Raw genomic sequence first — 23553 nt, 5'->3', positions numbered from 1 at the left:
CCATGGCACAGAAAATCCTCGTCGTAGACGACGAAGAGAGCCTCGCGCAGTTCGTCTGCCGCGCGCTCAGGCAGCAGGGGTACAAGACCGTCTGCGCCTACGACGGCGACAACGCGCTTTCGCTGATATACGAGGAGATGCCCGACCTCGTCGTGCTCGACCTCATGCTTCCTCTCATGGACGGCTGGGAGATTTGCCGCCGCGTGAAGTCCGACGACGAGACGCGCCACATCCCTATACTTATGCTGACGGCGCGCAGTTCAGCCGAGGACGTCGTGCAGGGGCTCGACCTCGGAGCGGACGACTATATGCGGAAGCCTTTCCCGCTCGACGAGCTCCTGGCGCGCGTGCGCGTGCTTCTGCGCCGCTCGCAGGGGCCGGCCGACAACAAGAAGATAATAGAAGACAGAGACTTCAAGCTCGACACGGCTGAGAAAGAGGTCTGGCTGCGCGGCAGCATGATAGACCTCAGCCCGACGGAGTATTCCATACTCGAGGTGCTGGCGCGCCGTATGGGGCACACTGTCTCTCGCGACGAGCTTCTCCGCAAGATATGGGGGCTCGGAAGCTGCGATACGCGCACCGTGGACGTCCACATGTCGCGGCTGCGCCGCAAGCTCGACGACGGAAAGAAGCCGACCCTCTCGGCGCAGACGCTGCGCGGGCGCGGCTACAGGCTGACGTGGGAGGAGGGCGAATAGCATGCGCTTCCTCCGTTCTCTCGCCATGAAGAGGAAAATCGCTCTTCTTATGGCCTTCGCCGTGTGCGTGATAGGGGCGGCGGCCTGCCTCATAATCTACAATACTGAGCGCAGCAGCGACATCGCCGACGCGCGCGGGACGCTCGGACGTTATCTCGGCTTCGCCGTATCTTCCGCAGAGTCGGAAGGGATGCCTGGACTGCGCAGCGCCGCGGCGGTATGGGAAGAGCTGTATCCCGGCGGGCGCATCACGGTGATAGGCTCCGACGGCGAAGTGCTTCTCGACAACAAAGCCGACGCCGGGGAGCTTGAGAACCATTACACGCGCGGCGAGGTCATAAGCGCATTTGAGACCGGCGAGGGCTTCGAGCTGCGCTACAGCAGCACGCTCCGCTCGTGGCAGGTCTACAGCGCGCGCAGGGCCGGGCTGCCTGGCGGCGGAGTCTGCGTCGTGCGCCTGTCGTACCCGGTCGCTGGGCTTTCCGCTATAATGCAGAACGCGAGCGCGCCGTTCATCAAATACTTTATACCGGCGCTCGTCCTCATATCGCTCTGCACCTATCTCGTGCTGCGTTCGATAATGACTCCGCTCCACACGCTGAGCGAGGCCGCGGCGCAGATAGCGCGCGGCGAGAAAGCGCGCTTCCCGATAACGGAGGACGACGAGATACAGTCGCTTTCCAACACTCTCAACAATATGCAGGACTCCCTCGCGAGCACGATACACGAGGCGCAGGAGCGCAAGGAGGAGCTCGCGCAGCTCGTCGGCGCCCTGCCGGTCGGCGTCATACTTATCGACGACGAGAAGCGCATCCGCTATATCAACCGCGAAGCCTCGCGCATATGCCGCGGAAACGGCGGCGAGCTTCCGGCGCGCGGGTCGTCGGTGGAGGTCATACTGCCGGCTGGCGAACTATATCAAATGCTGGACGAGCCTGACGGCAAACGCGACGTCACCGTGATGCGCGGCGGAAGGGTGGAGGTAGAGGCGACGACGCTTGTGCTCCCGCGCGGACGCATGATAGTATTGCAGGACCTCACGGAAAAGCTCCGCCTTGAAGAGGCGAGGCGCGACTTCTTCATCGACGCGGGCCATGAGTTCCAGACGCCGCTCACGATAATAAGGACCGGGCTCGAGCTTATGAGGAGCGCGCCGCAGATGAAATCGCCTGAGCGCGCCGAGGACCTTGAAACGATAGACAGTATGCTGCGCCAGCAGGAGAGGATGAGCCGCCTTGTGGACGACATGCTTCTGCTCGTCCGTCTCGACGCGGACGCCGCGCCGGAGCTTCCGACACTCGGCGATGTGAATCTGAAGGAGCTTATATCCGACGTGCGCGACGAGATAGCCGTTCTGCCGCGCAAAAAGGATATAAAAATAGAGATAGACGCGCCGGACGGCGCGGAAGTCAAGGGCGTCTACGGAGATCTGCGCCGCGCCCTGCTGAACCTCATGGAGAACGCGCACAAGTACATAGGCCTTGGAAACGGGGACTCCGGCATGATAAAGGTATCGGTGGAGGACGGCGGCGGCTCGTGGCGTATAGTGGTAGACGACGACGGCCCCGGCATACACGACAAGGACAAAGACATAATATTCGAGCGCTTCCGCCGCGGCGACGGCCACCGCGCGCGCGGCAGCGGCAAGAAAAACGGAGGCTACGGCCTCGGCCTCTCTATCTCGCGCAGGATAGCGGAGCGCCACGGCGGAAAGCTGGAGCTCGGCGAAAGCAGGCTCGGCGGCGCGGCCTTCGTGATAACGCTTCCGAAAGAATAGCTAGATAATAAATTCTATCAAAGACGCGGCCTCGCCGCTCTCGCCCGTGAAGGAGTCGATGAGCTGCGGGCCGCGTATTATATAGAGGCGCAGCGCGAGCGCATCGCGTTCCGCGCTTATCAGGAAAATGTCGGTGCGGCACAGCCCGCGCTTCCATCCGCGCGGGGACGACGCGGAGGCCGCCGCGACCGCCGCGCCTTCTGCCTCCGCGCGGCTCAGCTTCACGGGGGCCGTTTTTATGCCGGCCGGCAGCCCGGAGTATTCCGCCGGGACTATCTCTTCCTCGATTATCTCGGCGGCTCCGCTCGAAGCGTTGACGAGCGCCGTGACGGGCTTTATCTTCAGCCGCGTGAAGACTCCGCGTTCCGCGATGTTCGCCGGCAGCGCGTAGAACGGCACGGCGGCGAGTTTGTCTCCGGGCTCGGGCATTACTTTCAAGGGAAGAAATTTTCTGACGGGAACGTCCACGTGCGGCGGCCTCCTTCCGCCTGCGGGCGGACAAAGATAAAGCGCCCTTTGCAGGAGTTCCAGCGCTCCCATGGCACCCGCAGGATTCCGCTTATCGCTGCTTCCTTCCGGACCTGACGAGGTTCACGGGCCTGCGCCGCATGGGACTGGAACCCCTGTAAAAGGCGCTCCTGCGGCGCGCGAAACGCCGCGACGTTAGAATTATATCCGATTTCGCGCGATTGTCAAAATCTTCAGCCCGCCGCGCCGCGCGGGGGAAAAATAAATCGCAAAGGCGGCGCGATTGTGATATGCTTGACTGGCGGGCGGCGACTGTAAGGCCGCCGCGCACGAAAGGGTGAGACGATGGACGGACTTGCGTCGCTTATAACTTCCAATCCCGTGGTATTCTGGCTGATAGTGGCGATACTCGCCGGAGTGATAGAGGCCTCGACGGCCGGGCTCTTCTCCGTCTGGTTCGCGATAGGGGCGCTCGTCACGATGCTGCCAGCGTGGCTCGGAGTCTCCTTCAACGCGCAGATAGCCGTGTTCATTGCCGCGAGCGCGCTTGCGCTCGTATTCACGCGGCCCTTCTTCAAGCGCGTGCTGCGCGTGGCGAACACGCCGACGAACGCGGACATGCTCATAGGAGAGAAGGCCGCCGTGACGGCGGAGATCGACAACATCGCGGAACACGGGCGCGTACTCGCCGGCGGCCTCGACTGGGAGGCCCGCAGCGCCGACGGCTCGAAAATAGAAAAGGGCGCGATCGTGAAGATACTCGAACTTCGCGGCGTGACTCTCATAGTCGAAAAAACAACGAAAGAGAAACAGGAGGAAAAGTAAATGCTTTCGACGATATTTCTTTTGTTCATAGTGTTCCTGCTCGTGATGGTGGTCTTCGCGAACGTGCGCATCGTTCCGCAGGCCAACGTCTACGTAATCGAGCGTCTCGGCACATATCTCTGCACGTGGGGCGCGGGGCTGCACATAAAGGTCCCATTCATCGACAGGATAGCCAACAAGGTCTCCGTAAAGGAGCAGGTCGTCGATTTCGCGCCGCAGTCGGTCATCACGAAGGACAACGTCACGATGAAGATAGACACGGTCGTCTTCTTCCAGGTCACCGACGCGAAGATGCTCACCTACGGCGTAGAGTTTCCGCTCGCCGCGATAGAGAACCTCACCGCGACGACGCTGCGCAACATCATCGGTTCGATGGAGCTCGACCATACGCTCACATCGCGCGACCACATAAATTCGACGATAACTCTGACGCTCGACAAAGCGACCGACAAGTGGGGAATTAAGATAAACCGCGTCGAGGTCAAGAACATCGAGCCTCCGAAGGAGATAATGGCGGCGATGGAGCGCCAGATGAAGGCCGAACGCGAGAAACGCGAATCGATACTGCTCGCGGAAGGCGAAAAGCAGAGCAAGATACTCATAGCCGAAGGCGAAAAAGAATCCGCGATACTTCGCGCCGACGCAGTGCGCGAACAGAAGATACGCGAAGCGGAGGGCGAGGCCGAGGCTATCCGCACCGTGCAGCAGGCCGTCGCCGACGGCATAAGGATGCTCAACGAGGCCGCGCCGACGCGTGAGGTCATAGCGCTGCGCAGCCTCGAGTCATTCGAGAAGGCCGCGGACGGGCAGGCCACGAAGATAATCATCCCGTCGGAGATACAGGGCGTTGCGGGGCTCGCCGCGTCGCTGAAGGAGCTCGTCATTCCTGACGGTTCGGAGAAGGCGCGCGGCTCTGATAAATCCGCGCAAAAGCCGGGAAGCGCGTCCGCGTTTCCGAACGGAGGCGGAGCCGCCGGCGCCCAGCCGGCTTGCGGCGGAACGGCGAAATAGCGAAGCGGGGCGTAACGCCCCGCTTTTTGGCAGAATTTTATAAATGAAGTACCACATAGGGCTCATCTCCAAACTTCTCGGGCTTTCGGCGGGCGGCATACGCCTTTATGAAAAGGGCGGCATAGTACGCTCACGGCGCGAGGGAGAGGGCGGATACCGCTTCTACGAAAGGCCGGACATCGTCTCGCTGATGCTTGCGATGTCCTACCGAGGCTGCGGCTTTTCGCTCAGAGAGGCGGAAGAGCTCGTCAACACCGACGACCCTGAGATAGTCGCCGCGAGCCTGCGGCGCCGCGAAGAGAAGCTCGAAGCCGAAATCCGCCGCAAGGAGATGATACTCGCCCGGCTGCGCGAAAACCGCGAAATGATAGAGCGAGCCCCATCGGAGCTCGGGCGCGTCGAATACCGCGTCCGCCCGGCGCTCTACCGTCTCGAATTTATGCGCGGCGGAGATTTGACCCTTCGCCCGGAAGATTTCCCGCTTTTCAGAAAATGGCGGGAGCTGTCGCCGTTCGTCTTCCCGCTGCTGCTCGGGAGCTGGGAGCGGTTCGTCAGCGAGGGACGCGACGAAAACGCCACGGGGCTCGGGCTGACTGAGGACGACGCGAAGATGCTCGGAGCGGAAAAGCTCGCCAAGCGCGGCGAGTATTACCCGGCGTGCCGCTGCCTGCGCGCGGTCGTGCGCGTCGAGGGGCTCTTCCCATTTCTTCCGGCCTCCTATCTGGAGCCTTTCAGGGAATATGCAGAGCGCGAACGGCTCAAGGTGACGGGCGACCCTCTATGGCGCACGTTTCTGTCCATAAACAGGAACGGCGGCGGTATGAGATACCGCGAGGTATGGCTGCCGGCCGCCGCGCGGTCTTGACCTTACACCGGGTGTAGACTTTACACTTTCGCGCGTGGGGGGAAGTCCTATGAAAAACGCGAAAGGAGCCGCGAGGCTTTTTCTGCAGTTCCTTAAATTCGGCTGCTTTACATTCGGCGGCGGCCTCAACATCGTCGCTCAGATGCAGCATGTCTACGTCGAAGAAGAGAAGAAAATATCGAACGTCGAGCTGCTCGACCTGACGAGCGTCGCGCGCAGCCTTCCCGGCCTCTTCGTCGGGAACGTCGCGTTCCTCTACGGCTACCGCGACTCTGGATATCCGGGCGCATTCGCGGCGCTGCTCGGCATGGTAATACCTCCGATGATAGTGCTATCCGTCATAACATACTTTTACAAGGAATTCCGCAGCCAGGAGACCGTCATGGCCGGGATGACCGGCGTGCGCGCCGCCGTCGTGCCGATAATGGCGAGCGCGATACTCGGACTGCTGCGCGGCGCGTTCCCCATGCGAATCTGCTACGCCGTGTCTGCCGCGGCGCTAGCCCTTTATCTTTTCTTCCACGTCAACTGCGTCTGGCTCGTCGTCGGAGGCGCGGCGGCCGGGCTCGTAATCAGCCGCTTCACGAAGGGAGGCCGCGGCGATGGTGCTGCTTAGCCTGTTCTGGAGCTTCGTTAAGATCGGCTTCACGAGCTTCGGCGGCCTTTCGATGATTCCGCTGATAACGAGCGAAATGCTCAGCCACGGATGGATGACCGCCGGCGAGGTGACGGATATAATCGCGATAGCGGAGATGACGCCCGGGCCGCTCGGCATAAACTGCGCTACCTTCGCCGGAATACACGCAGCGGGCATCCCTGGCGCCGTGGCCGCTTCGCTCGGCGTGCTCAGCCCGACATTTACGATAACGGCGCTCGCGGCCTTCTTCTACGGATTTTTCAAGGAAAGCAGGGGAATGTCGCGCGCGATGGTCGGCGTGCGCCCCGCCTGCATCGGCATGATAGTCGGCGTTACGCTCCAGCTCGCGCTCGCCAACTACGGCTCGGCCGGGGACGGGCTTATCCCGTCGCTCGCGATATCGGCGCTTGACGCTGCGTTGCTCATAAAATGGAAGGTCAGCGTTCCGAAGGTGATCTGCCTGAGCGCCGCTCTCGGCGTGCTGCTGTTCTGAAAGCGGGGCGAAAGCTTCGCCAGTCGGAACGCGCGGAAAATATCTTTTGCTGAAAAAAATTCGTATGCTCTAGAAAAAAGTTCCTATCATGGTTCACAAAAACCGATTTATAGAATATAATGTAGCCACAACGAACGTTCGCGTCTCCTGACGGGTAATTGTGGAGCACCACAGTGGAGGCGCGGAACTTTATAAAGCCGACCGTCTGGGCAGCATCCTTCCGAATGCCGCCCATTTTTTTGTCTTTTGAAATGGGCGCGGCGGAGATGTTTTTACAAAACATTCAGGAGGAAAGCTGTAATGTACGATGAATGGAAAGGTTTCAACGGCGGAGAGTGGCAGGACGCGATAGACGTGCGGGACTTCATTCAGAAGAATTACGTCCCGTATCGCGGCGGCGGGGAATTTCTGAGCGGGCCGACCGAGAGGACGAAGAAACTCGCGAAGAGGGCGGAGCGGCTCTTCGAGCTCGAACGCGAATTCGGCGGAGTGCTCGACATAGACACGCAGACTGTGACTTCGCTCACGAACTACGGCCCCGGCTACATCGACAAAGATTCCGAAATAATAGTCGGCCTTCAGACGGACAGGCCGCTGCGGCGCGGCGTCAACCCCTTCGGCGGCATCACGATGACGCGAAAGGCATGCGAGGCCTACGGCTACAAACTCTCGGACAAGGTCGAAAAGGAGTTCCAGTATAGGACGACGCACAACGACGGCGTCTTCCGCGTCTACTCCGACGAGATAAAGACCGCGCGCCACTTCGGCATAATCACGGGGCTGCCGGATTCCTACGGGCGCGGGCGCATCATAGGCGACTACAGGCGCGCCGCGCTCTACGGCGTAGACAAACTTATCGAAGAGAAAAAGAAGGACAAGGCGCGCGTTGCGGACTCTCCAGTCATGCTGCAGGACCAGATCCGGCTGCTCGAAGAGCTCTATCAGCAGATAAATTTCCTCGGCAAGCTGAAGGAGATGGCGGCGCTCTACGGATACGACATCTCGCGCCCAGCCTCGTGCGCGCGCGAGGCCGTGCAGTGGCTCTACTTCGCATACCTCGGCGCGATAAAAGAGCAGAACGGCGCGGCGATGTCGCTCGGCCGCGTATCGACCTTCCTCGACATATATTTCGAGCGCGACATGGCGCGCGGCGTCCTCGACGAGAGCGGCGCGCAGGAGATAATAGACGACTTCGTGCTTAAGCTGCGCATGGCGCGCCACCTGCGCACGCCGGAGTACAACGACCTCTTCGCGGGCGACCCGATGTGGATAACGGAGGCGCTCGGAGGAGTGGGCGAGGACGGACGCACGCTCGTCACAAAGAGCACGTACAGGATGCTGAACACCCTCTATAATCTCGGCCCCTCCGCAGAGCCGAACCTTACCGTGCTCTGGTCGGAGGCGCTGCCGGAGCCATTCAAACTCTTCACTGCGAAGGTCTCCTGCGACACTGACTCCATACAGTATGAAAACGACGACCTCATGCGCCCGATATACGGCGACGACTACGCGATAGCCTGTTGCGTATCCGCGATGCGCGTCGGCAAGGAGATGCAGTTCTTCGGCGCGCGCGCCAACCTCGCGAAGCTGCTGCTGATGAGCCTGAACGGCGGGCGCGACGAAAAAAGCGGCGCTCTGGTCGGGCCGGAGCGCGAGCCGTACCGCGGAGAGGTGCTCGAATACGGCGAAGTGCTGGAGCGCATGGACTTCTACCGCGCGTGGCTCGCGCGCACATACGTCAAGGCGATGAACATGATCCACTACATGCACGACAAATACGCCTATGAAAAAACGCAGATGGCGCTGCACGACACGGATGTCCACAGATACATGGCCTTCGGCGCGGCGGGGCTCTCCGTGCTCGCCGACTCGCTCTCCGCGATAAAATACGCGAAGGTGCGCCCAGTCAGGAACTCCGACGGCCTCATCACGGACTTCATAACCGAGGGTGAATATCCCGCCTACGGCAACGACGACGACCGCGTTGACTCGATAGCGCGCGAACAGATAGAGCTGTTTCTGGACGAGCTGAAAAAGAACCCGACATACCGCGGCGCGGAACACACGCTCTCGGTGCTGACGATAACATCGAACGTCGTCTATGGCAGGAAGACCGGCGCGACGCCCGACGGACGCAAGGCCGGAGAGCCTTTTGCGCCGGGCGCGAACCCGATGCACAACCGCGACAAAAACGGAGCCCTCGCCTCGCTCAACTCCGTGGCGAAACTCTCCTACGCCTCGTGCCGCGACGGAATATCCAACACATTCTCGATAGTTCCCGAAGCTCTGGGCCACTCCGACGAAGAGCGCCGCGCGAACATGGTAGCCGTCCTCGACGGCTATTTCGCGCAGGGGGCGCACCATCTGAACGTAAACGTGCTCGACAGGCGTACTCTGCGCGAGGCGATGGATTTCCCGGAAAAATATCCGAACCTCACGATCCGCGTCTCCGGCTACGCCGTGAACTTCCACAAGCTCTCTCGCGCTCAGCAGGAAGAGGTGGTCTCGCGCACCTTCCACGGCGTGCTCTGATATGAAGGGGCGCGTCGCCGGATTCCAGAGCATGGGCGCGGTAGACGGGCCGGGGCTGCGCTGCGTAGTATTCGCGCAGGGCTGCCCTCTGCGCTGCGCATACTGCCACAATCCCGAGACATGGCCCTTCGCCGGCGGCGAGGAACGCGGGACCGACGAGCTCGTCGCGAAGATAGGGAGGATGCGCCCCTACATAAAAAACGGCGGCGTCACCCTCTCGGGCGGCGAGCCGCTCGCGCAGCCGGAATTCGCCGCCGGGCTGCTCGCCGCGCTGCGCGCCCGCGGCTTCCACACCGCGCTAGATACCTCGGGCTGCCGCGGCGCCGATGAAGCTGCGGCGGAGGTGCTGCGCCATACGGATCTGGCGATATGCGACGTGAAATTCACGGACGAAGGACTCTTCCGCAAATACTGCGGCGGCGAGCTCCCGCGCACGCTTGATTTCCTCGCGCTGACGGCGGAGATGCGCGTGCCGCTCTGGGTGCGTCAGGTGATCGTCCCCGGCCTCAACGACGGGCCGGACGACGTCAGCGCCCTCGCGCGTCTCGCGCGCGGCTTTCCGAATCTTGAAAAAATCGAGCTTCTGCCGTTCCGCAAGCTCTGCGCGGCGAAATACGAAAAACTCGGCCTCAAATTCCCGCTCGCCGAAGTGCCGGAATGCGCGGCGGAAAAGCTCGCGAAGCTGCAAAAAATCGCGGACGACGCAGACGCCGCGCCGTAACCGGCCCGCAGCAGTAAAATTACGAATCGCCGGCGAATCGCTCAGAACGCCGCGGCTTGCGAGCCTATCAAAAAATTTCAGCGCCCCCTCGGCGTTTGACTAAATTTGCTCAAACGGGTATAATGCGCGCACGAGGTGAGAGAAGTGGCGGAGGACAAGACTGTCGCGCAAAACCGGAAGGCGAGGCACGAATATTTCATTATAGACTCGTTCGAGACCGGCATAGTCTTGTCCGGCACGGAGATAAAATCCGTGCGCGAAGGGCGCGTAAACCTCAAAGACGGATTCGCCTCCGTCGAGAACGGCGAGCTGTGGCTCTACAACGTCCACATATCGCCCTACGACAAGGGTACGATCTACAACAAAGATCCGCTGCGCCCGCGCAAACTTCTCGTCCACAAGACGGACATCCGCCGCCTTGTGGAAAAGACGCGCGAAAAAGGCTTCACTCTCGTACCGCTCAAGATGTACCTCAAAGAGGGCAGATGGGCGAAAATCGAGCTTGCCATGGCGAAAGGCAAGCAGCTCCATGACAAGCGCGACAGCGCCGCCGAACGCGACGCGGCTCGCGCAATAGACAGAGCGGTCCGCCGCAAAGTTCGCGGCGAATACTAGCGCGCGCAAGACGAACGCGCTGCTCACAACTCAATCCTCCGGGGACGACAGGTTTCGACAGCAGGCGGAGGGTCGGGGGGAGCGTGCCGAGGATGGGGAAGCCTCGTTAATCCGGCTCCGAAAAAATAATTGTCGAAGACAATTACGCACTCGCTGCTTAACTTTAAGTAGCGCGCTCTACGGGACTTCCGCCGTCGGGTCCCGATAGGGCGTCACAAAGACGGCTGGGACTGCGGCAGCGCCTTTCGGCCTCAGCCCGAGATCACAGGAAAAGCTAGGGAACGAGTATCCTGTCTACGGGAGCCTCCGCCCCGAATCCTAAAGCATAGACTACGCACGTAGCGCCCTCCAGATTGTCCTCTGTTGGACCGGGGTTCGATTCCCCGCGTCTCCACCAGAAAGCTATTTCAAGCCCCCTCACGGGGGCTTGATTCGTTTTTTAAGCCTTCTCAAAAGTCCGACGAATGCCGTATAATACTGGAAAATTCGTGTTTCCGGCTTTGCCGTGGTCGTTTTTGTAGTGCTGAAAGGCTGGGAAGGTTGATGCTGACTGAAATCGCGGCGTGCGGCCTGAAGCCGAGGGCGCAGCGTTTTATGAAGGCCGCACTAGTCAACAAAAATTTGCACTGCCAAGCACTGCTAAACTGATTCTATACCTCAAGGGGCTGGCTAGGGCTGTACAGTGGACTGAGATAACGGAAACGGTTTAGGATCATGCTGGAAGAGGCGGGCAGCTTTGGATATTGAAGTTCATAGGAGCTTGAAAGAGCGCAGCGCTGCAAGGCGAATATGTTTTTTGAAGAATGGAACGTATGCGGGCCTTGCGGCCGCGAGGCGCTCTGAAAATGCGCGTGAATCGCAAAGCAGCCATATAAAAAACAAAAGGCCCGGCATTGCACCGGGCTTTTTCTCTTCTTTCCTTTTGTCTATGCGTCGTGCTCCTTTATCCACGCGAGCAGGTCTTCGTACTGCGCTTCATCCGCCGCGAGCTTCAGGAATATGCCGGACAGCTCCTGCTGGGTGTACCGCAGCTCGACTCCGTTGACGGCGAGGAAGACGAGCATTGCGTGCGCCGCTATGCGTTTGTTGCCATCTATGAAGGCGTGGTTTTTGACGAGGCCGTATCCGAGGCGCGCCGCCTTCTGTACGAGAGTCGGATATAGCTCCTCGGAGCCGAAAGAGGCGAATGGCGCGACGAGGGCCGACTCAAGCAGTCCATCGTCGCGCAGCCCCGACTGCCCGCCGGTCTCGGCTATGAGGTGGTCGTGCAGGGCGAGTATCTGTTTCTTGCTTAGCGTCTTCACCTGGCGAGCACCTCGTACGCCTCGCGGTTCTGTTCTATCAGGCGTTTTGAGATGCTCATTATGTCCTCGTCGGCGGCCTCCTGCGCCTCTTCCGCTTTGCTGAACTCTATGACGATGTAGCGCGGCACGTTGTTTTTCAGGATGACCGCCGCGCCTTTTTCTTCGACCATTCTCGTGACCTTGGAGAAATTCTGATTCGCTTCGGTTATGGAAATAAGATTATCGGTATTTACCATCATGGCGTTCACATCCTTTTCAAGAAATATTATAGCTCAAAATAGGAGAAATATAACCTATATAAGGGGCGTAACGTGAAAACAATCTGCATAGACGGAGGATGCGGCGGCAAAGACCCCGGGCCTGCGCCGGCGGCGACCGCGAGAATGACATCGCACTTGCCGCGGCTCTCATAACCAGCTCGCCGCTCACGGATTGCGAGGCCGTCTGCACACGCACGGAGACGTGTACGTCGGACTGCCGGGGCGCGCACTTATTGCCGGTCATGCAGAGGCCGGCTTGTTTGTGAGCGTGTATTGCAGCTCTGCGCCGTATCAAAAAACGTATAGGCGCGATACCCGCTTGTCGTACGTTTCGGAGCGGGGCGCGCTTCCGACGTTCTTTCCCGGCTATCTGCTATAATAGCCCTATGAAGAACGTGAATCTTACTCCGTCTAATAAAATGGCTCTTTCGGCGCTGATTGCGGCGCTTTATGCCGGACTGACTATGGCGCTTGCGCCGGTTTCATTCGGGCCGGTGCAGTTTCGCGCCGCTGAGGCCCTGGCGCTTCTGCCGTTTTTTATACCGGAGGCTGTGCCAGGGCTTTTCGTGGGCTGTCTGCTGTCGAATATGCTCGGCGGCATGGGCCTTGCTGATGTCGCGTTCGGCAGCGCGGCTACGCTAGCCGCGGCGTGGATGACTTCGCGGATGCCGAACGTGTGGCTTGCTGCTGTGCCGCCGGTTGCAGTCAACGCCGCCGTCGTCGGCGTCTATCTTGCGTTTCTTACGGAGACGCCTGTCGCGCTCTCCGTCTTGTATATCGCGCTCAGCCAGTCCGCCGTATGCTTCGGCATAGGCGTGCCGCTCGCGCTGTATGTGAACCGTTCGCATGTGCTGGACGGATTTCGCCGCGGCGCGGACGGGCGGCGCTGATTTCTGATTTCGATTTTCCGATTTCCGAGGAGGTTTGACATGAATATACGCGAACGGTGGGAGGAAGTCGAGCGCTCGATTTTGTCCCCTTCGGCCTGTCTGTCCGCGAACAGCCGCGGGCGCGAGAGGGCGGAGGAGCCGTGCGAGATACGCACCTGTTTTCAGCGCGACAGGGACAGGATCATCCACTGCAAATCTTTCCGACGGCTCAAGTACAAGACTCAGGTCCTGCTGCTGCCGGAGGGGGATCATTACCGCACCCGTCTGACGCACACGCTCGAGGTCTCACAGATAGCGCGAACTATTTCGCGCGCGCTGCGGCTCAACGAGGATCTGACGGAGGCGATAGCTCTGGGACACGACCTCGGGCATACTCCGTTCGGGCATATGGGCGAGCGCGTGCTCGACAAGCTGGCGCGCGAGAACGGCCTTCCCGGTTTCCACCACGCGGCGCAGAGCCTGCGCGTCGTGGATTGTCTTGAAAAGGACGGGCACGGCCTGAATCTTACGTGGGAGGTGCGAATGGGCATACTTCAGCATTCGAAGGGGCAGGTCGACGTGCGCTCCGGCTACGGGCTGACGAACCCGTCGAGTATGGAGGCGTGGGTCGTGCGCGTGTCGGATTCCCTGGCTTATCTGAATCACGATATCGACGACGCGCTGCGTGCCGGGCTTCTCGAAACGGACGGGCTGCCGGATGATATGCGCGGGCTGATAACAATGCGCAATTCGCGCCGCATCGACGGAATGATCAAGGATGTCGTCGGGAACAGCGGCGAGGGGACGATAGCCTTCAGCACGGACATGCTCGGCCGTATAGAGAAGCTGCGGAGTTTTCTGTATGAACGGGTTTACGCGCGGACGAACGCCATTATCGAGGAGTCGCGCGTGGATCATGTGATAACCGCGCTTTTTAACAGGCGCATGGAGGGCAACGGCGGCTCGGCGCAGGAGGCGGTCGATATGATTTCCGGCATGACGGACCGTTTCGCGCTGCATATGTTCCAGAAATGTTTCGTGCCGAGGCCGTGGCCGAAGGTAGACGGACTTTAAGGAGTTTTGAGATGATAAAATTCGCGTTCATAATAATGGGAGATTTCAATCCGTCGGAGGACAGGGCGCGCATTCACGGCGGCGCGGCGCAGATGATCGGCGTTTCGTCGGTCGGCGAGGCCTGCCGCGAGGCTGCGGCTCTGGCAAGAGACGGCGTCGGCTGCATAGAGCTATGCGGCGCGTTCAAGGCTGAAGACGCGAGGCGCGTCATTGAGGCCACGGGGAATAATATCCCGATCGGCTACGTCACGCACCTTCCTGAGCAGGACGATATTTTCGCAAAAGTTTTTGGAAACGGCGACGGCGTCTAACGCTTCGTTATGAACGCCGCTGCGGTTCTGCGCAAATATATAATACCGCTCATCGTAGCGGCAGTTGCGCTTTCCGTCTATATGCGCTCTGGCGGCGAGGCCGCTAAAATATCGCGCGTAACGGGCGCCTCCGCCCGCGGATACGAAATCGTTAGGAGCGAAGATACGCACGGCGGATGCCACGGCGACGGTCACACTTTTATCATTGCGGCCTTCGACGGCGGCGCGGCGCGCGAGCTTTCTGCGCTGCTTGAAAAAAACAGCGAATGGAAGCCGCTGCCTCTTGGCAGGACCTTGACTGCGCTGGCATACGGCCTGCGCGAAGGGGCGAATCAGTTCGGCCCGTACGTGACAGGGCGCGGCGGCGGAGCTTTGCTGCCGAAGATAGGACGCGGATATTATTTCTTCAAAGACCGGCGCTCGGAGGCTGCCTCAGACGGCGGCGAAGGAATTCTCTCTCGTGCGTCGCTGAACTTCACGCTCGCGGTTTTCGACACGGAGAGGAACAGGCTTTACTATTACGAGCTTGACACATAGCCCCTCGCGGCCGCGCGCCTACTTCGCGCGTGACCTGCTGAAACTCCGGCGGCTGTGATTTGCCGTCCATGTAATAGGTTCGGCGGCATGGCGTCATATATACCTTAGGTTCTGTCCGCGCGCGGAGGCGTCCGGCTTCCATGGCTGGCGGGACGTCTTTTTGCTCAAATTAACCGGCTGCAAACGACGCGCGTTGAATGAAAGATGCCCCTGTGCCGGGAAACGCCTGGCAATCCGCGCCACATAGCACGGCAAGCCTTTCTTTTCCCCGCGTCCGCAGCCGGCCTGTCTATATGCGGGAGCCCCGCGCGGCTTATTGTCTGTGCGCGGGGCTCCACTTGTCTTTCTGTTATATTATCCCGTACTGCTTAAGCAGCTCCTGGTATCTCTTATCGACTTCGTCCTGAGTTTCGTATTTTCTCTTTTCGTATGGCTTCTTTTCCGTGGCGCTCGGGACCTTTGACGGCTCTGACTTCTTCGGCTTCTGCGTAGGCGTGACGGGCGGCGCCGGCTCCGCGGGCGTTTCCGCCGCTCCAGGCTGCGGCTGCGCCGCCGGTGCGCCGCCGAGGTGAAGCGCGTAGCGGTTGACGTCGGTCTCTTCGTCTATCGGGGCGAGCAGCAGCACTGGAGCGTTGGCGTCAGCCAAGGCTTCGGCGATAGTCCCTCCGTGCCACGGGCATAGGGACGACGGAGCGTGCCCAAGCGGAAGCAGCAGGTCCGCCGCCTCGCAGCCCGGCGCGGCGAGGAAGCCTGTAGCCCTGCATACGCGGACGGCCTCCACCTCAGCGTCGGATGGGATAGAGAAAGTAGACGGCAGCGCGAGCGTGTTGACCGCGTATTCGACGAAGCTTTTCCACACCGGCAGGGCTGCGGCGGCTCCTGTCGAGCGGCCTCCGAGCGGTTTATGGTCGTCGTTGCCTACGTAGACCACGACTACGAGCCCGGGCACGCCGCCGACGAACCATGCGTCGGTCCATTCGTTTGTAGTTCCGGTTTTGCCGAAGGTCTCATGGTCGGCAATTTTGGCGCGTGCGCCTGTGCCCCACGAGGTGACCTGCTGCAGCATGGAGCGCATCGTGACGGCGACGGTGGGCGTCACGGCCGGCGTGAGCTGGGGGCCGTTCTGTTCGAGCGTTTCTCCGCGCTGCGAGAGTATTTCCTTTATCGCGTACGGCTTGACCTGGTAGCCGTTGTTCGCGAAAGCCGAATATGCGACCGACATCTCAAGCGGCGTCAGGCTGGCCGTCCCCAGCGCCACCGACAGGTCGTCGGGCAGGTGCGGCGTCGTGATGCCTATGCGCCGCGCGAGGTCGGTTATGTGGCGCACGCCGCTTATCTGCGCCAGGCGTACGGCGGAGGTGTTTATAGAGCGGGCGAGCGCCTTCATCAGTGTGACCTCGCCGTCGTACTTGTTCGATGTGTAGTTGCCTGGAGCCCAGCCGTTTGGGAAGAGCAGCGGCGCGTCCAGCACGTGGTCCACGCCCCTGTATCCCTGCTCAAGCGCGGACGCGTAGACTATAGGCTTGAACGACGAACCCGGCTGGCGGAAAGCCTGCGTCGCCCTGTTGAACTTGCTCTTGTTGAAGTCGCGTCCGCCGACGAGCGCAAGTATCTCGCCTGTGTTCGGGTCTATCGCGACCAGCGCGCCCTCATGCTTCATCGACGAAACTATCTCCTCGCCCTTCGCCTGGAGGTCTCTGTCTATCGTCGTGTGGACGCTCAGCCCGCCGCGGTATATCCTGTCGGCCCCGTAGGACGGCAGCAGGTGGCTGAAAAGTATGTAGGATACGAAATACGGCGCGTCTTCAAGCGTTATTGGATTGCCCACGCGCTCTGTCTGCGCCAGCTTCGGCTCTTTGTTTATGTTGGCGTCGTAATCGCCCTTCGATATCCAGTCGAGGTCGAGCATACGGCGGAGGACGTAGGACTTCCTAGCCTGCGAGTTGCCCTTGTGGCGGTACGGCGAATATTTCTCGGGAGCGGCGACCAGTCCTGCTAGCGTCGCCGACTCGTTTATGTCGAGCTTCGCCGGCGGCTTCGCGAAATATTCCCGAGACGCCGCCTCTATACCGTAGGTTCCGTGCCCCATATATATCGTGTTGAGGTACATCTCGAGGAGCTGGTCTTTTGTATATATGCGTTCGAGGCGTATGGCGAGGACCATCTCGCGCGCCTTGCGTATTATCGTTTTTTCGTTGGACAGGAACAGATTGCGCGCAAGCTGCTGCGTTATCGTGCTCGCGCCCTGCTTCGCTTCTCCGTGGAAAATGTCTATGACCAGAGCGCGCGCTATCGCTATTGGGCGGATGCCGGCGTGCTCGTAAAATTTGTCGTCCTCCGCCGCGAGTATCGCCTTCACCATCCACGGCGAGACGTTCTGAAGCTTCACCCACGTGCGGTTTTCCTGGAAAAGCTGCGTGATAAGCCGTCCCTTGCGGTCGTAGACCTTCGTAGCGAGGCTCGGCTCGTGCGCGAGTATCTCCGGCGTCGTCGGCAGCGATTCCGTTATTTCCCTGAGGAAGAGCAGCGCAGCCACGGCTATCACAGCCGCGGCTACCGCGGCTGTCAGCATGAACGATGCGAAGAGCTTTGAAGCTAAGGATTTTTTCTTTTTGGGTTTTTTATTCGACAGGGAAAAATCCTTGTCGCTTTTCTGAGTTCGGGACATTCGATACCTCCGATATGCTTCTGCATATACCGGCATTATATCACATGGCGCGCGCACGGTCGGCGCGGCGCGGAGGTCAAGAAAAAAGGGCGCCCCCAAAAGGACGCCCCTTGACGTATTTTTGTATTACGCGCTACTTCTTGCCGAGGTTCTTCGTAAGGCCGAATGTCCTCGCGAGCATGAAGAGAATGACGAGGATGCCGACGTAGCCGTTGATTCCGTAGATGATGTTGACTATCTTGCGGAAGGGGAGCATGAGCGCTACGAAACATGCTACCGCGCCGAGGCCCGCCGTGAGGGCGTAGAACTTCGTCGTCTTTTCCTGCGCGAATCTCGCGGAGACAGTCCAGAGGAGCGGAACCGCCGTCGTGAATATACCGGCGAGGATTACGACGGAGAATATCGAGGCGAGAGGCGGCCAGAGCTTTTCGGCGAGGATGAGCGATGGAATGTCGGAAGCGTAGAGAGACTCAAACTGCGTAAGAAGACCGAAGGCGAGGACGAGAGCGCCGGCAACAAATCCGGCCGCGCCGAGCGTCGCCCCCATGACGGCTTCCTTCTTGCTGTTGGCCTTCGTTCCCATAGCCGCGCAGAAAGCGGCGAGCCAGAGGAGACAGAATCCGACATAGGAGAAGCCGGACATGAACCAGTTGCTGCCGACTCGGATGAACTTTTCGGGGTCGAGCGAGCCGGAGTCGATAAGCGCGACGCCCTGGGCGATGCCGCCTGGGTTCGTGATGATTGCCGCGGCTCCGACGCCGAGCGCGATAAGGACGATCAGCGGGCCGATGGAGCCGATGACGTCAACAATCTTGCCAAGCCCGAGAATAACGACTCCTACCGAAACTACGAGCATGAAAATGGCGCCGTATGCAGGGGGGAGCTGATAGTACTGGTTGAATGTTCCGCCCGCGCCGCCGAGCATGACTATGTACGACATATAAATAAACGCGATTGAGAAATAATCGTAGAAGCCGCCGATATACTTGCCGCAGTAGTAGCGGTATATATCGTTCGTGTTCGGGAAATGCTCGTCATACCCAGCGCACATGAAGCTGGAGCAGAGATAGACGAAGCAGATAAGAACGAACCCTCCCACAAGCAGCCCCTGGTACCCATATCCTGCGAAATACTGGAGGACTTCCTGACCGGTGGCGAAACCGGCGCCGATCAAGAACGCGATGACTGCGCCCGCGAACTTGACGACATTGACCCAACTGACTTTGTTGTTGTCCATTGCAGCACGACCTTTCACAGTGTGAATTTTGTAACATCCTTACCTTATCACATTTTGGGCGCATAGTAAAAAGGTTAATCCGGAACAGCGAAATTATTAGTCTTGCATACAAAAGACACGCGGGAAAGCGAGTTGTAAATTTATGCTTAAATCTAAAAGTTATTTCGCGGAATAAATCGTCACGAAATCCACCGCGTCGGGGCATACTCGCAGGCGCGGAAGCGGCCGGCGGCGTTCGGGCGCGCCCGGCGTTTTCACGCCGTAGACATAAAAAAGCGGGACGCGAAAACGCGCCCCGCCGCTTGTTCCGCGGCCTCGCTTAGCCGCCGCTTATGTTGTGTATGACCTGTACGTCCGCTCCGTCAGGGATTTTCGCCTCCGCGTAGCGGCCTTTGTCTATGACGTTGTCGTTGACCCAGACGGAGAGCATCTTGAATTTGAAATTTTTCTCCTTCAGGACGTCGCTCACCGTGAGCCCTTCTCTCCACGGAAACTTGTCCCCGTTGACGGTTATCATGCGGCACTCTCCTTTTTACGCTTCGAATTCGTCCTCCGGCCTCAGATGCTTCTTCAGAAGCTCGACGACGTCCGGGTAGTCTATGCCGAGACGTTTCACCGTCGCGAGCGTCGGGATTCCGTTCTTGTTCCATCCGCGGCGCTTGTAGACCGCCATCTTGAGCATCTTCCACTGCTCGCGGCGGTGCTGCTGGAGCAGCGCAATCTTCTCCTTCACGGTGAGCCCCGCTATATCGACGCCGAACTCGCTGAGCTTCTCGTCGAAATATTCGGGACGCGCGTTCCATTCGTCCTCCCAGACGGGGCCGAGGCCGCGGTCCGGCGCTTCATGGTACTTCGCCGTGCCTTTGCCCATGCGCAGGTTGAAAATGCGCTCGAAGTTGTAGACTTTCTCAGACTGCTCTATGAGCCCCTCCTGCGTCAGGTGCTTGCCGGTGATCGCCTCGAAAATGTCGAGGTAGTTCTGAAGGTGCTCCGGAACCTTCGCCGCTTCGATGCCCTTGTACTTCATGCCGTTGTCGGCCGGCTCGATATCGTTCCACGGAAGTTTGCAGAGGCCCTGCAGCGAGAACCAGAGGCGGAAGTTCGGGAAGAAGAAGAGCGCCTCGGCCTTGTCCTCGTATGTCGGAAGCTGCTTGTTCACCATGTCCATGAAGATGAGCCACGCTTCGTCGTGCTGCGGCCCTTTGAGCGTGAGGAAGTAGCCGCCCCACTGCGCGATGGATTCCTGGCAGCGGTATTCAGACGCTTCGAGCCCCTGGCATACCATGCCTATCTTCATCATCGTGTCCATGTCGGCGCCGTATTCCTTCGCGAAGAACTCGCGCGACGTCTCGATGCCCTTGCCGCAGGCTATTGCGAACTCGTCCGCGCCGCGCGCGATGCGGTGGATGAGCTCCATAATGTCGGCCTTGCGCCCGAAGTTGAGGTCGAGGCCGTGAGTCTGCTCCTTGTTGATGAGCCCGAGCTCGTAGCACTCGCATACGAAGGCGAGCCCGGTGCCGAGTGAAATAGTATCGAGGCCGTAATGGTCGGCGTAGAAGTTCGCCTCTATCGTCCACAGCGGGTCGAAAATCCCGAGGTTAGAGCCGAGGCCGGCGGCCGTCTCATACTCCGGCCCGTCGACGATGACCTCTTTGCCCTTCCACGGCCCAGTCTGGAGCGGGAAGTGGTCGACCGCCTTCGCGCACGCGAGCGAGCATCCGTACCAGCAGCCGTCCGCCATGCCCTGCGTGAAGAGCTTCGTGTAGGAGTCTGAGCTGATGTTGTCGATGTCCTTATGGCTGCCGAACTTGTAGTTGTTTATCGGGAGCAGGTCGTAGGCGTCCATGATCTCGGTGAGGTGGGCCGTGCCGACGGAACGCATCTTGCACTGCTTGTCGTCGAGGTCGTGGATGCGCTTGTGAAGGCTCGCGCCCGCGCGCTGAATGGCCTTGATATCTACAGGGTCGTTTTCAAGCCCCGTAAAATGCGTGCGCTTTACGACTAGCGCCGCGACGTTCTTGTCGCACAGCACGGTGCCACCGCCGCCGCGTCCGGCCTGCTTGAGGCGCACCGCCTTGCGGCGTACGTCGTAGAAGCTGAAATTCATCCCCGCCCAGTAGCTCGTGCGGGCCGCCATGCCGGTAGATACGACGGAGATGGTGCGCTTGTCCGCCTCGTCCTTAGCGAAATACTCGTGAAGATCCTCCGAAATCGCGTAGGCGTTCGGATCCTCGAGCGTGGACTCGTAAATCGTGACCTTATGATTGTCGCCGTCGATGAAAATGACGACCGGCCTGTCGGCCTTGCCCTGAAGCTCCATCGCGTCGAAGCCCGCGAATTTCAAGAACGGAGCGAAATATCCCCCCGCGTTGCTGTTATAGGTCTGCTTCGTTGCGGGCGAGAGAAACACCGAATAGCACTTTCCCGCGCCGGGATACTGCGTGATGCCGCAGAACGGGCCGCCCGCGATGACGAGCTCGTTCTCTGGGTCGTCCCACTTCGTGTCCTCCGTCACTGCGTCCCAGAGCAGCTTCAGACCGAAGCCGCGTCCGCCAGTGAATTTTTCAATCATATCCTCGGAGACCGGGCGCTTCTCAAATTTATAATTCCCGTCCTTATTGCCGAGGCCGATGTAAAGAGTTTCCTTTGAATAACCGTGGTGTATCTTCGCCGGCTCGTAAGACCATTCGGCGAGAACCTTCATCGGAGCGTTAGCCATCTGTCGATCTCCTCCTTCTACGCCTTAGCGGGCACGTTTACTATCTCTAGCGCCCCCGTCGGGCACTTTCTGGCGCAAATGCCGCAGGCTATGCACTTAAACGGCTCGGTCTGCTTGTCGCCGTCGAAGAACATGCTGGCCGACGGACAGAAGCCGACGCACATGAGGCATGAAGTGCACTTCTCCTTGCGCACCTGCACGACTCCGTTGGCGTCGCGCTCGAGCGCCTGCGTCGGGCACACGCCGATGCACGCGCCGCACTGCGTGCAGATGTTGATATTAGCGAAACCGGCCATGTTGTCGATCTTCACTCTTGAAAGCTCTCGTGAATTTTCCTTGAAGTATGCAGTTGAGCATGCTTCCATGCACACACCGCACTGAACGCATTTTTCAGCGTTCACCTGCATGATCCTCACACAAATCCCCTCCGCTTTATTCAGTTTTTTAAGGCCGCGGCGCCTGTGCGCCGTAACCTTCCCCAATGTAAAAATTCTAGCATAAATATAAGCCTGGCGGCTCCGCGCGCCGCTGTTTTGTTTTATTTTGTCTAAGCAAAAATGAGCAAAACAATAACATCTAAAAAGACACCGGCAAATGCCGCGACTTTAGCACAGCCCCTTGTCAAAAAGCCCCATTGCTGATAAAATCTCTTCCGTTAAGGCGTCAGGGTGGCGGAACTGGTAGACGCGCTAGATTCAGGATCTAGTGGGCATTAGCCCATAGGGGTTCAATTCCCCTCCTTGACACCAAGATTGTTTATTGGCTTATGTCAAGATAGGTCAACTTTAAGCATAGAGATGCAACTCAACAAGTAATAGCCCGGGTTTTCCGGGCTTTTTTGTTTTTTACATCTATCAACATCAGCCAACTTTTTACAGCCCTTTACAACGCCATTAGTGATGAATCAGTGACGAAAAAATAGCTATTGTTTAGTCGTTGAAAACCTACTATTGTAGCATTGAACAATAAGAGCAACGTTAGTCAGTTTTCTGGCGTTGTATAGAAAGGGCGAAAAATTAGTGACGAAAATATGGACAGATACGGCGATAGCGAAAATAGTTCCGAAAAATAAACGATTTACGAAGCAAATTGATACAAATTTATTTATTTATATTGAGCCTACAGGTTCAAGGGGATGGCGTGTGAGATATACCCCGGCGGCAGGCCAGAAACAGAAGATGAAGAAAATTGGCATATTTAACCCAAACAAGCCGGAACACATGACGCTTATCGCCGCAAAAGAGCAGGCCGTGTTAATACGCGGAGCAGTGCGCGAAGAAAAGAGTATAGAGCAAGTCACAAAGACATTTCGGGATATTGCCGAGGAATGGCTAGAGGATTATACAGGGGCGCGCAGAAACAGCACTGTAGAATCAACAGAATATCGTTATAAAAACTATATAGAAAAGGCGCCGTTTTACACAAAGCGCATAGCCAACGTTAATACACAGAAATGTGGAACTGGTTGGCGGGATGACCGCATGAGCTGGCGCTCTTATTCGCGCCGATGCAGGAGAACAATGCCGCAGCTTTTTCCTACAGAAGAGGTCAAAATCATGATGAGATGGCAGAAATATGGCGCTGCCGGTGTTTGTAATAAGCAGCGATACCTTCAACAACTGGTTGATTGAGAGAAATTGCCGCGTATACATTGCGAAGCCTCTCACTTCCACAACTTCCGTCTTATTTGAAGCTCATGCCTGAATGATATTGTGTATAACTATAAAATTTAATAGCACACCAAAGATAATATAAATTGATTAAATTATAACTTAAAATCAATATATGTCCTGCAATATATGAATGGCGCAAAAGGTGTACCTTTTTCGCCACCCAACGCCGCTTTATAAAACGCGCCTAAATACATTAAACAACAGCCCAAAACATCGCTTGGCTTCTCCATATTATTACAACACCTTCTGTAAAAGT

23 protein-coding genes, 1 tRNA gene, 2 other RNA genes and 1 riboswitch are annotated in these 23553 nt (G+C 58.6%); of the genes, 17 read left to right on the top strand and 9 right to left on the bottom strand.

Annotated features, from left to right (window positions below; all coding sequences use genetic code 11):
- Window positions 1-2: 2 nt before the first annotated feature.
- Together B5F39_RS00130 and B5F39_RS00125 are read left to right on the top strand one after the other, a co-directional pair.
- Entirely contained in the window at window positions 3-701 is a 699-nt protein-coding gene (locus B5F39_RS00130) for a response regulator transcription factor (RefSeq protein ID WP_087362814.1), read from the top strand.
- A gap of 25 nt (window positions 702-726) precedes the next feature.
- Window positions 727-2478: an ATP-binding protein gene (locus B5F39_RS00125; protein WP_158095874.1), complete on the top strand. Its 1752-nt coding sequence runs from the start codon at window positions 727-729 to the stop codon at window positions 2476-2478.
- Here B5F39_RS00125 and B5F39_RS00120 read toward each other — a convergent pair whose 3' ends face one another.
- Window positions 2479-2946 carry a hypothetical protein gene (locus tag B5F39_RS00120; RefSeq protein ID WP_087362812.1) on the bottom strand — a complete coding sequence of 156 codons (468 nt, stop codon included), beginning with the start codon at window positions 2944-2946 and terminating at the stop codon, window positions 2479-2481.
- 53 nt (window positions 2947-2999) lie between these two features.
- Window positions 3000-3099: signal recognition particle sRNA small type (gene ffs, locus B5F39_RS00115), an RNA gene on the bottom strand.
- A 192-nt stretch (window positions 3100-3291) separates the two neighbouring features.
- Here ffs and B5F39_RS00110 point away from each other — a divergent pair.
- From B5F39_RS00110 to ssrA, 9 genes are all read left to right on the top strand, one after another.
- A complete protein-coding gene (locus B5F39_RS00110; protein WP_087362811.1) occupies window positions 3292-3771 on the top strand; it encodes an NfeD family protein in 480 nt (159 codons plus the stop codon).
- Window positions 3772-4782, top strand: coding sequence for an SPFH domain-containing protein (locus tag B5F39_RS00105; protein ID WP_087362810.1), 1011 nt, complete (start codon window positions 3772-3774; stop codon window positions 4780-4782). It abuts the gene before it with no gap.
- A gap of 43 nt (window positions 4783-4825) precedes the next feature.
- On the top strand, window positions 4826-5647 hold the full coding sequence (locus B5F39_RS00100; protein WP_087362809.1) for a MerR family transcriptional regulator: 822 nt from the start codon (window positions 4826-4828) through the stop codon (window positions 5645-5647).
- Window positions 5648-5696: 49 nt separating this feature from the next.
- Window positions 5697-6263 (top strand): chromate transporter, encoded by a 567-nt coding sequence (locus tag B5F39_RS00095; RefSeq protein ID WP_087362808.1) that lies wholly within the window; start codon window positions 5697-5699, stop codon window positions 6261-6263.
- The gene (locus tag B5F39_RS00090) at window positions 6250-6777 is read left to right on the top strand and encodes a chromate transporter (protein WP_087362807.1); all 528 of its coding nucleotides are present in this window, start codon (window positions 6250-6252) and stop codon (window positions 6775-6777) included. Before B5F39_RS00095 ends, B5F39_RS00090 begins: the two co-directional genes overlap by 14 nt.
- Window positions 6778-6910: 133 nt before the next feature.
- A riboswitch (ZMP/ZTP riboswitch) is annotated at window positions 6911-6995 on the top strand.
- Between the two features lie 82 nt (window positions 6996-7077).
- A complete protein-coding gene (pflB, locus tag B5F39_RS00085) occupies window positions 7078-9309 on the top strand; it encodes a formate C-acetyltransferase (RefSeq protein WP_087362806.1) in 2232 nt (743 codons plus the stop codon).
- A gap of 1 nt (window position 9310) precedes the next feature.
- Complete coding sequence (gene pflA / locus B5F39_RS00080) at window positions 9311-10030, top strand: pyruvate formate-lyase-activating protein (RefSeq protein ID WP_087362805.1); 720 nt, start codon at window positions 9311-9313, stop codon at window positions 10028-10030.
- Window positions 10031-10174: 144 nt separating this feature from the next.
- Window positions 10175-10645 (top strand): SsrA-binding protein SmpB, encoded by a 471-nt coding sequence (smpB, locus tag B5F39_RS00075; RefSeq protein ID WP_087362804.1) that lies wholly within the window; start codon window positions 10175-10177, stop codon window positions 10643-10645.
- 40 nt (window positions 10646-10685) lie between these two features.
- Window positions 10686-11042, top strand: a transfer-messenger RNA (tmRNA) gene (ssrA, locus tag B5F39_RS00070).
- Between the two features lie 529 nt (window positions 11043-11571).
- On the opposite strand, the gene B5F39_RS00065 is transcribed toward ssrA, so the two are convergent.
- On the bottom strand, window positions 11572-11949 hold the full coding sequence (locus B5F39_RS00065) for a type II toxin-antitoxin system death-on-curing family toxin (RefSeq protein ID WP_087362803.1): 378 nt from the start codon (window positions 11947-11949) through the stop codon (window positions 11572-11574).
- Window positions 11946-12188, bottom strand: a complete 243-nt coding sequence (locus B5F39_RS00060) for a type II toxin-antitoxin system Phd/YefM family antitoxin (RefSeq protein WP_087362802.1) — start codon at window positions 12186-12188, stop codon at window positions 11946-11948. The genes B5F39_RS00065 and B5F39_RS00060 overlap by 4 nt, the downstream gene beginning before the upstream one ends.
- Window positions 12189-12628: 440 nt before the next feature.
- Between B5F39_RS00060 and B5F39_RS00055 the strand changes: the two genes are divergently transcribed.
- The 4 genes from B5F39_RS00055 to B5F39_RS00040 are packed head-to-tail and all read left to right on the top strand — an operon-like array spanning window position 12629 to window position 15000.
- The gene (locus B5F39_RS00055; RefSeq protein WP_087362801.1) at window positions 12629-13099 is read left to right on the top strand and encodes a QueT transporter family protein; all 471 of its coding nucleotides are present in this window, start codon (window positions 12629-12631) and stop codon (window positions 13097-13099) included.
- 39 nt (window positions 13100-13138) lie between these two features.
- Complete coding sequence (locus tag B5F39_RS00050; RefSeq protein ID WP_087362800.1) at window positions 13139-14152, top strand: deoxyguanosinetriphosphate triphosphohydrolase; 1014 nt, start codon at window positions 13139-13141, stop codon at window positions 14150-14152.
- An 11-nt stretch (window positions 14153-14163) separates the two neighbouring features.
- Window positions 14164-14463, top strand: coding sequence for a DUF6506 family protein (locus B5F39_RS00045; protein WP_239390976.1), 300 nt, complete (start codon window positions 14164-14166; stop codon window positions 14461-14463).
- A gap of 9 nt (window positions 14464-14472) precedes the next feature.
- Window positions 14473-15000, top strand: coding sequence for a hypothetical protein (locus B5F39_RS00040; RefSeq protein ID WP_087362799.1), 528 nt, complete (start codon window positions 14473-14475; stop codon window positions 14998-15000).
- A gap of 349 nt (window positions 15001-15349) precedes the next feature.
- On the opposite strand, the gene B5F39_RS00035 is transcribed toward B5F39_RS00040, so the two are convergent.
- The 5 genes from B5F39_RS00035 to B5F39_RS00015 all read right to left on the bottom strand — a co-directional run bounded on the left by B5F39_RS00035 (window position 15350) and on the right by B5F39_RS00015 (window position 22031).
- Window positions 15350-17668 carry a PBP1A family penicillin-binding protein gene (locus B5F39_RS00035; protein ID WP_087362798.1) on the bottom strand — a complete coding sequence of 773 codons (2319 nt, stop codon included), beginning with the start codon at window positions 17666-17668 and terminating at the stop codon, window positions 15350-15352.
- 133 nt (window positions 17669-17801) lie between these two features.
- Entirely contained in the window at window positions 17802-18905 is a 1104-nt protein-coding gene (locus B5F39_RS00030; protein ID WP_087362797.1) for a hypothetical protein, read from the bottom strand.
- 319 nt (window positions 18906-19224) lie between these two features.
- Window positions 19225-19422 carry a sulfur carrier protein ThiS gene (thiS, locus tag B5F39_RS00025; RefSeq protein WP_087362796.1) on the bottom strand — a complete coding sequence of 66 codons (198 nt, stop codon included), beginning with the start codon at window positions 19420-19422 and terminating at the stop codon, window positions 19225-19227.
- Between the two features lie 15 nt (window positions 19423-19437).
- Complete coding sequence (locus B5F39_RS00020; RefSeq protein ID WP_087362795.1) at window positions 19438-21624, bottom strand: aldehyde ferredoxin oxidoreductase C-terminal domain-containing protein; 2187 nt, start codon at window positions 21622-21624, stop codon at window positions 19438-19440.
- 17 nt (window positions 21625-21641) lie between these two features.
- Window positions 21642-22031 carry a 4Fe-4S binding protein gene (locus tag B5F39_RS00015; RefSeq protein ID WP_239391008.1) on the bottom strand — a complete coding sequence of 130 codons (390 nt, stop codon included), beginning with the start codon at window positions 22029-22031 and terminating at the stop codon, window positions 21642-21644.
- A 255-nt stretch (window positions 22032-22286) separates the two neighbouring features.
- Here B5F39_RS00015 and B5F39_RS00010 point away from each other — a divergent pair.
- A tRNA-Leu gene (locus B5F39_RS00010) sits at window positions 22287-22373 on the top strand.
- A 270-nt stretch (window positions 22374-22643) separates the two neighbouring features.
- The gene (locus tag B5F39_RS00005) at window positions 22644-23255 is read left to right on the top strand and encodes an Arm DNA-binding domain-containing protein (protein WP_143330600.1); all 612 of its coding nucleotides are present in this window, start codon (window positions 22644-22646) and stop codon (window positions 23253-23255) included.
- Window positions 23256-23553 lie beyond the last annotated feature (298 nt).

Source organism: Cloacibacillus sp. An23, assembly GCF_002159945.1.
GTDB lineage: Bacteria > Synergistota > Synergistia > Synergistales > Synergistaceae > Caccocola.
The sequence above is the reverse complement of the archived record's forward strand: the minus strand, read 5'-3'. Positions and strand labels throughout refer to the sequence as shown.

What these genes read in the sequence shown, in the direction of transcription:
- B5F39_RS00130 (WP_087362814.1), top strand. Translation starts at nt 3, where the DNA reads ATGGCACAGAAAATCCTCGTCGTAGACGACGAAGAGAGCCTCGCGCAG.
- B5F39_RS00125 (WP_158095874.1), top strand. Translation starts at nt 727, where the DNA reads ATGAAGAGGAAAATCGCTCTTCTTATGGCCTTCGCCGTGTGCGTGATA.
- B5F39_RS00110 (WP_087362811.1), top strand. Translation starts at nt 3,292, where the DNA reads ATGGACGGACTTGCGTCGCTTATAACTTCCAATCCCGTGGTATTCTGG.
- B5F39_RS00105 (WP_087362810.1), top strand. Translation starts at nt 3,772, where the DNA reads ATGCTTTCGACGATATTTCTTTTGTTCATAGTGTTCCTGCTCGTGATG.
- B5F39_RS00100 (WP_087362809.1), top strand. Translation starts at nt 4,826, where the DNA reads ATGAAGTACCACATAGGGCTCATCTCCAAACTTCTCGGGCTTTCGGCG.
- B5F39_RS00095 (WP_087362808.1), top strand. Translation starts at nt 5,697, where the DNA reads ATGAAAAACGCGAAAGGAGCCGCGAGGCTTTTTCTGCAGTTCCTTAAA.
- B5F39_RS00090 (WP_087362807.1), top strand. Translation starts at nt 6,250, where the DNA reads ATGGTGCTGCTTAGCCTGTTCTGGAGCTTCGTTAAGATCGGCTTCACG.
- pflB (WP_087362806.1), top strand. Translation starts at nt 7,078, where the DNA reads ATGTACGATGAATGGAAAGGTTTCAACGGCGGAGAGTGGCAGGACGCG.
- pflA (WP_087362805.1), top strand. Translation starts at nt 9,311, where the DNA reads ATGAAGGGGCGCGTCGCCGGATTCCAGAGCATGGGCGCGGTAGACGGG.
- B5F39_RS00060 (WP_087362802.1), bottom strand. Translation starts at nt 12,188, where the DNA reads ATGATGGTAAATACCGATAATCTTATTTCCATAACCGAAGCGAATCAG.
- B5F39_RS00055 (WP_087362801.1), top strand. Translation starts at nt 12,629, where the DNA reads ATGGCTCTTTCGGCGCTGATTGCGGCGCTTTATGCCGGACTGACTATG.
- B5F39_RS00050 (WP_087362800.1), top strand. Translation starts at nt 13,139, where the DNA reads ATGAATATACGCGAACGGTGGGAGGAAGTCGAGCGCTCGATTTTGTCC.
- B5F39_RS00045 (WP_239390976.1), top strand. Translation starts at nt 14,164, where the DNA reads ATGATAAAATTCGCGTTCATAATAATGGGAGATTTCAATCCGTCGGAG.
- B5F39_RS00040 (WP_087362799.1), top strand. Translation starts at nt 14,473, where the DNA reads ATGAACGCCGCTGCGGTTCTGCGCAAATATATAATACCGCTCATCGTA.
- B5F39_RS00035 (WP_087362798.1), bottom strand. Translation starts at nt 17,668, where the DNA reads ATGTCCCGAACTCAGAAAAGCGACAAGGATTTTTCCCTGTCGAATAAA.
- B5F39_RS00030 (WP_087362797.1), bottom strand. Translation starts at nt 18,905, where the DNA reads ATGGACAACAACAAAGTCAGTTGGGTCAATGTCGTCAAGTTCGCGGGC.
- thiS (WP_087362796.1), bottom strand. Translation starts at nt 19,422, where the DNA reads ATGATAACCGTCAACGGGGACAAGTTTCCGTGGAGAGAAGGGCTCACG.
- B5F39_RS00020 (WP_087362795.1), bottom strand. Translation starts at nt 21,624, where the DNA reads ATGGCTAACGCTCCGATGAAGGTTCTCGCCGAATGGTCTTACGAGCCG.
- B5F39_RS00015 (WP_239391008.1), bottom strand. Translation starts at nt 22,031, where the DNA reads ATGCAGGTGAACGCTGAAAAATGCGTTCAGTGCGGTGTGTGCATGGAA.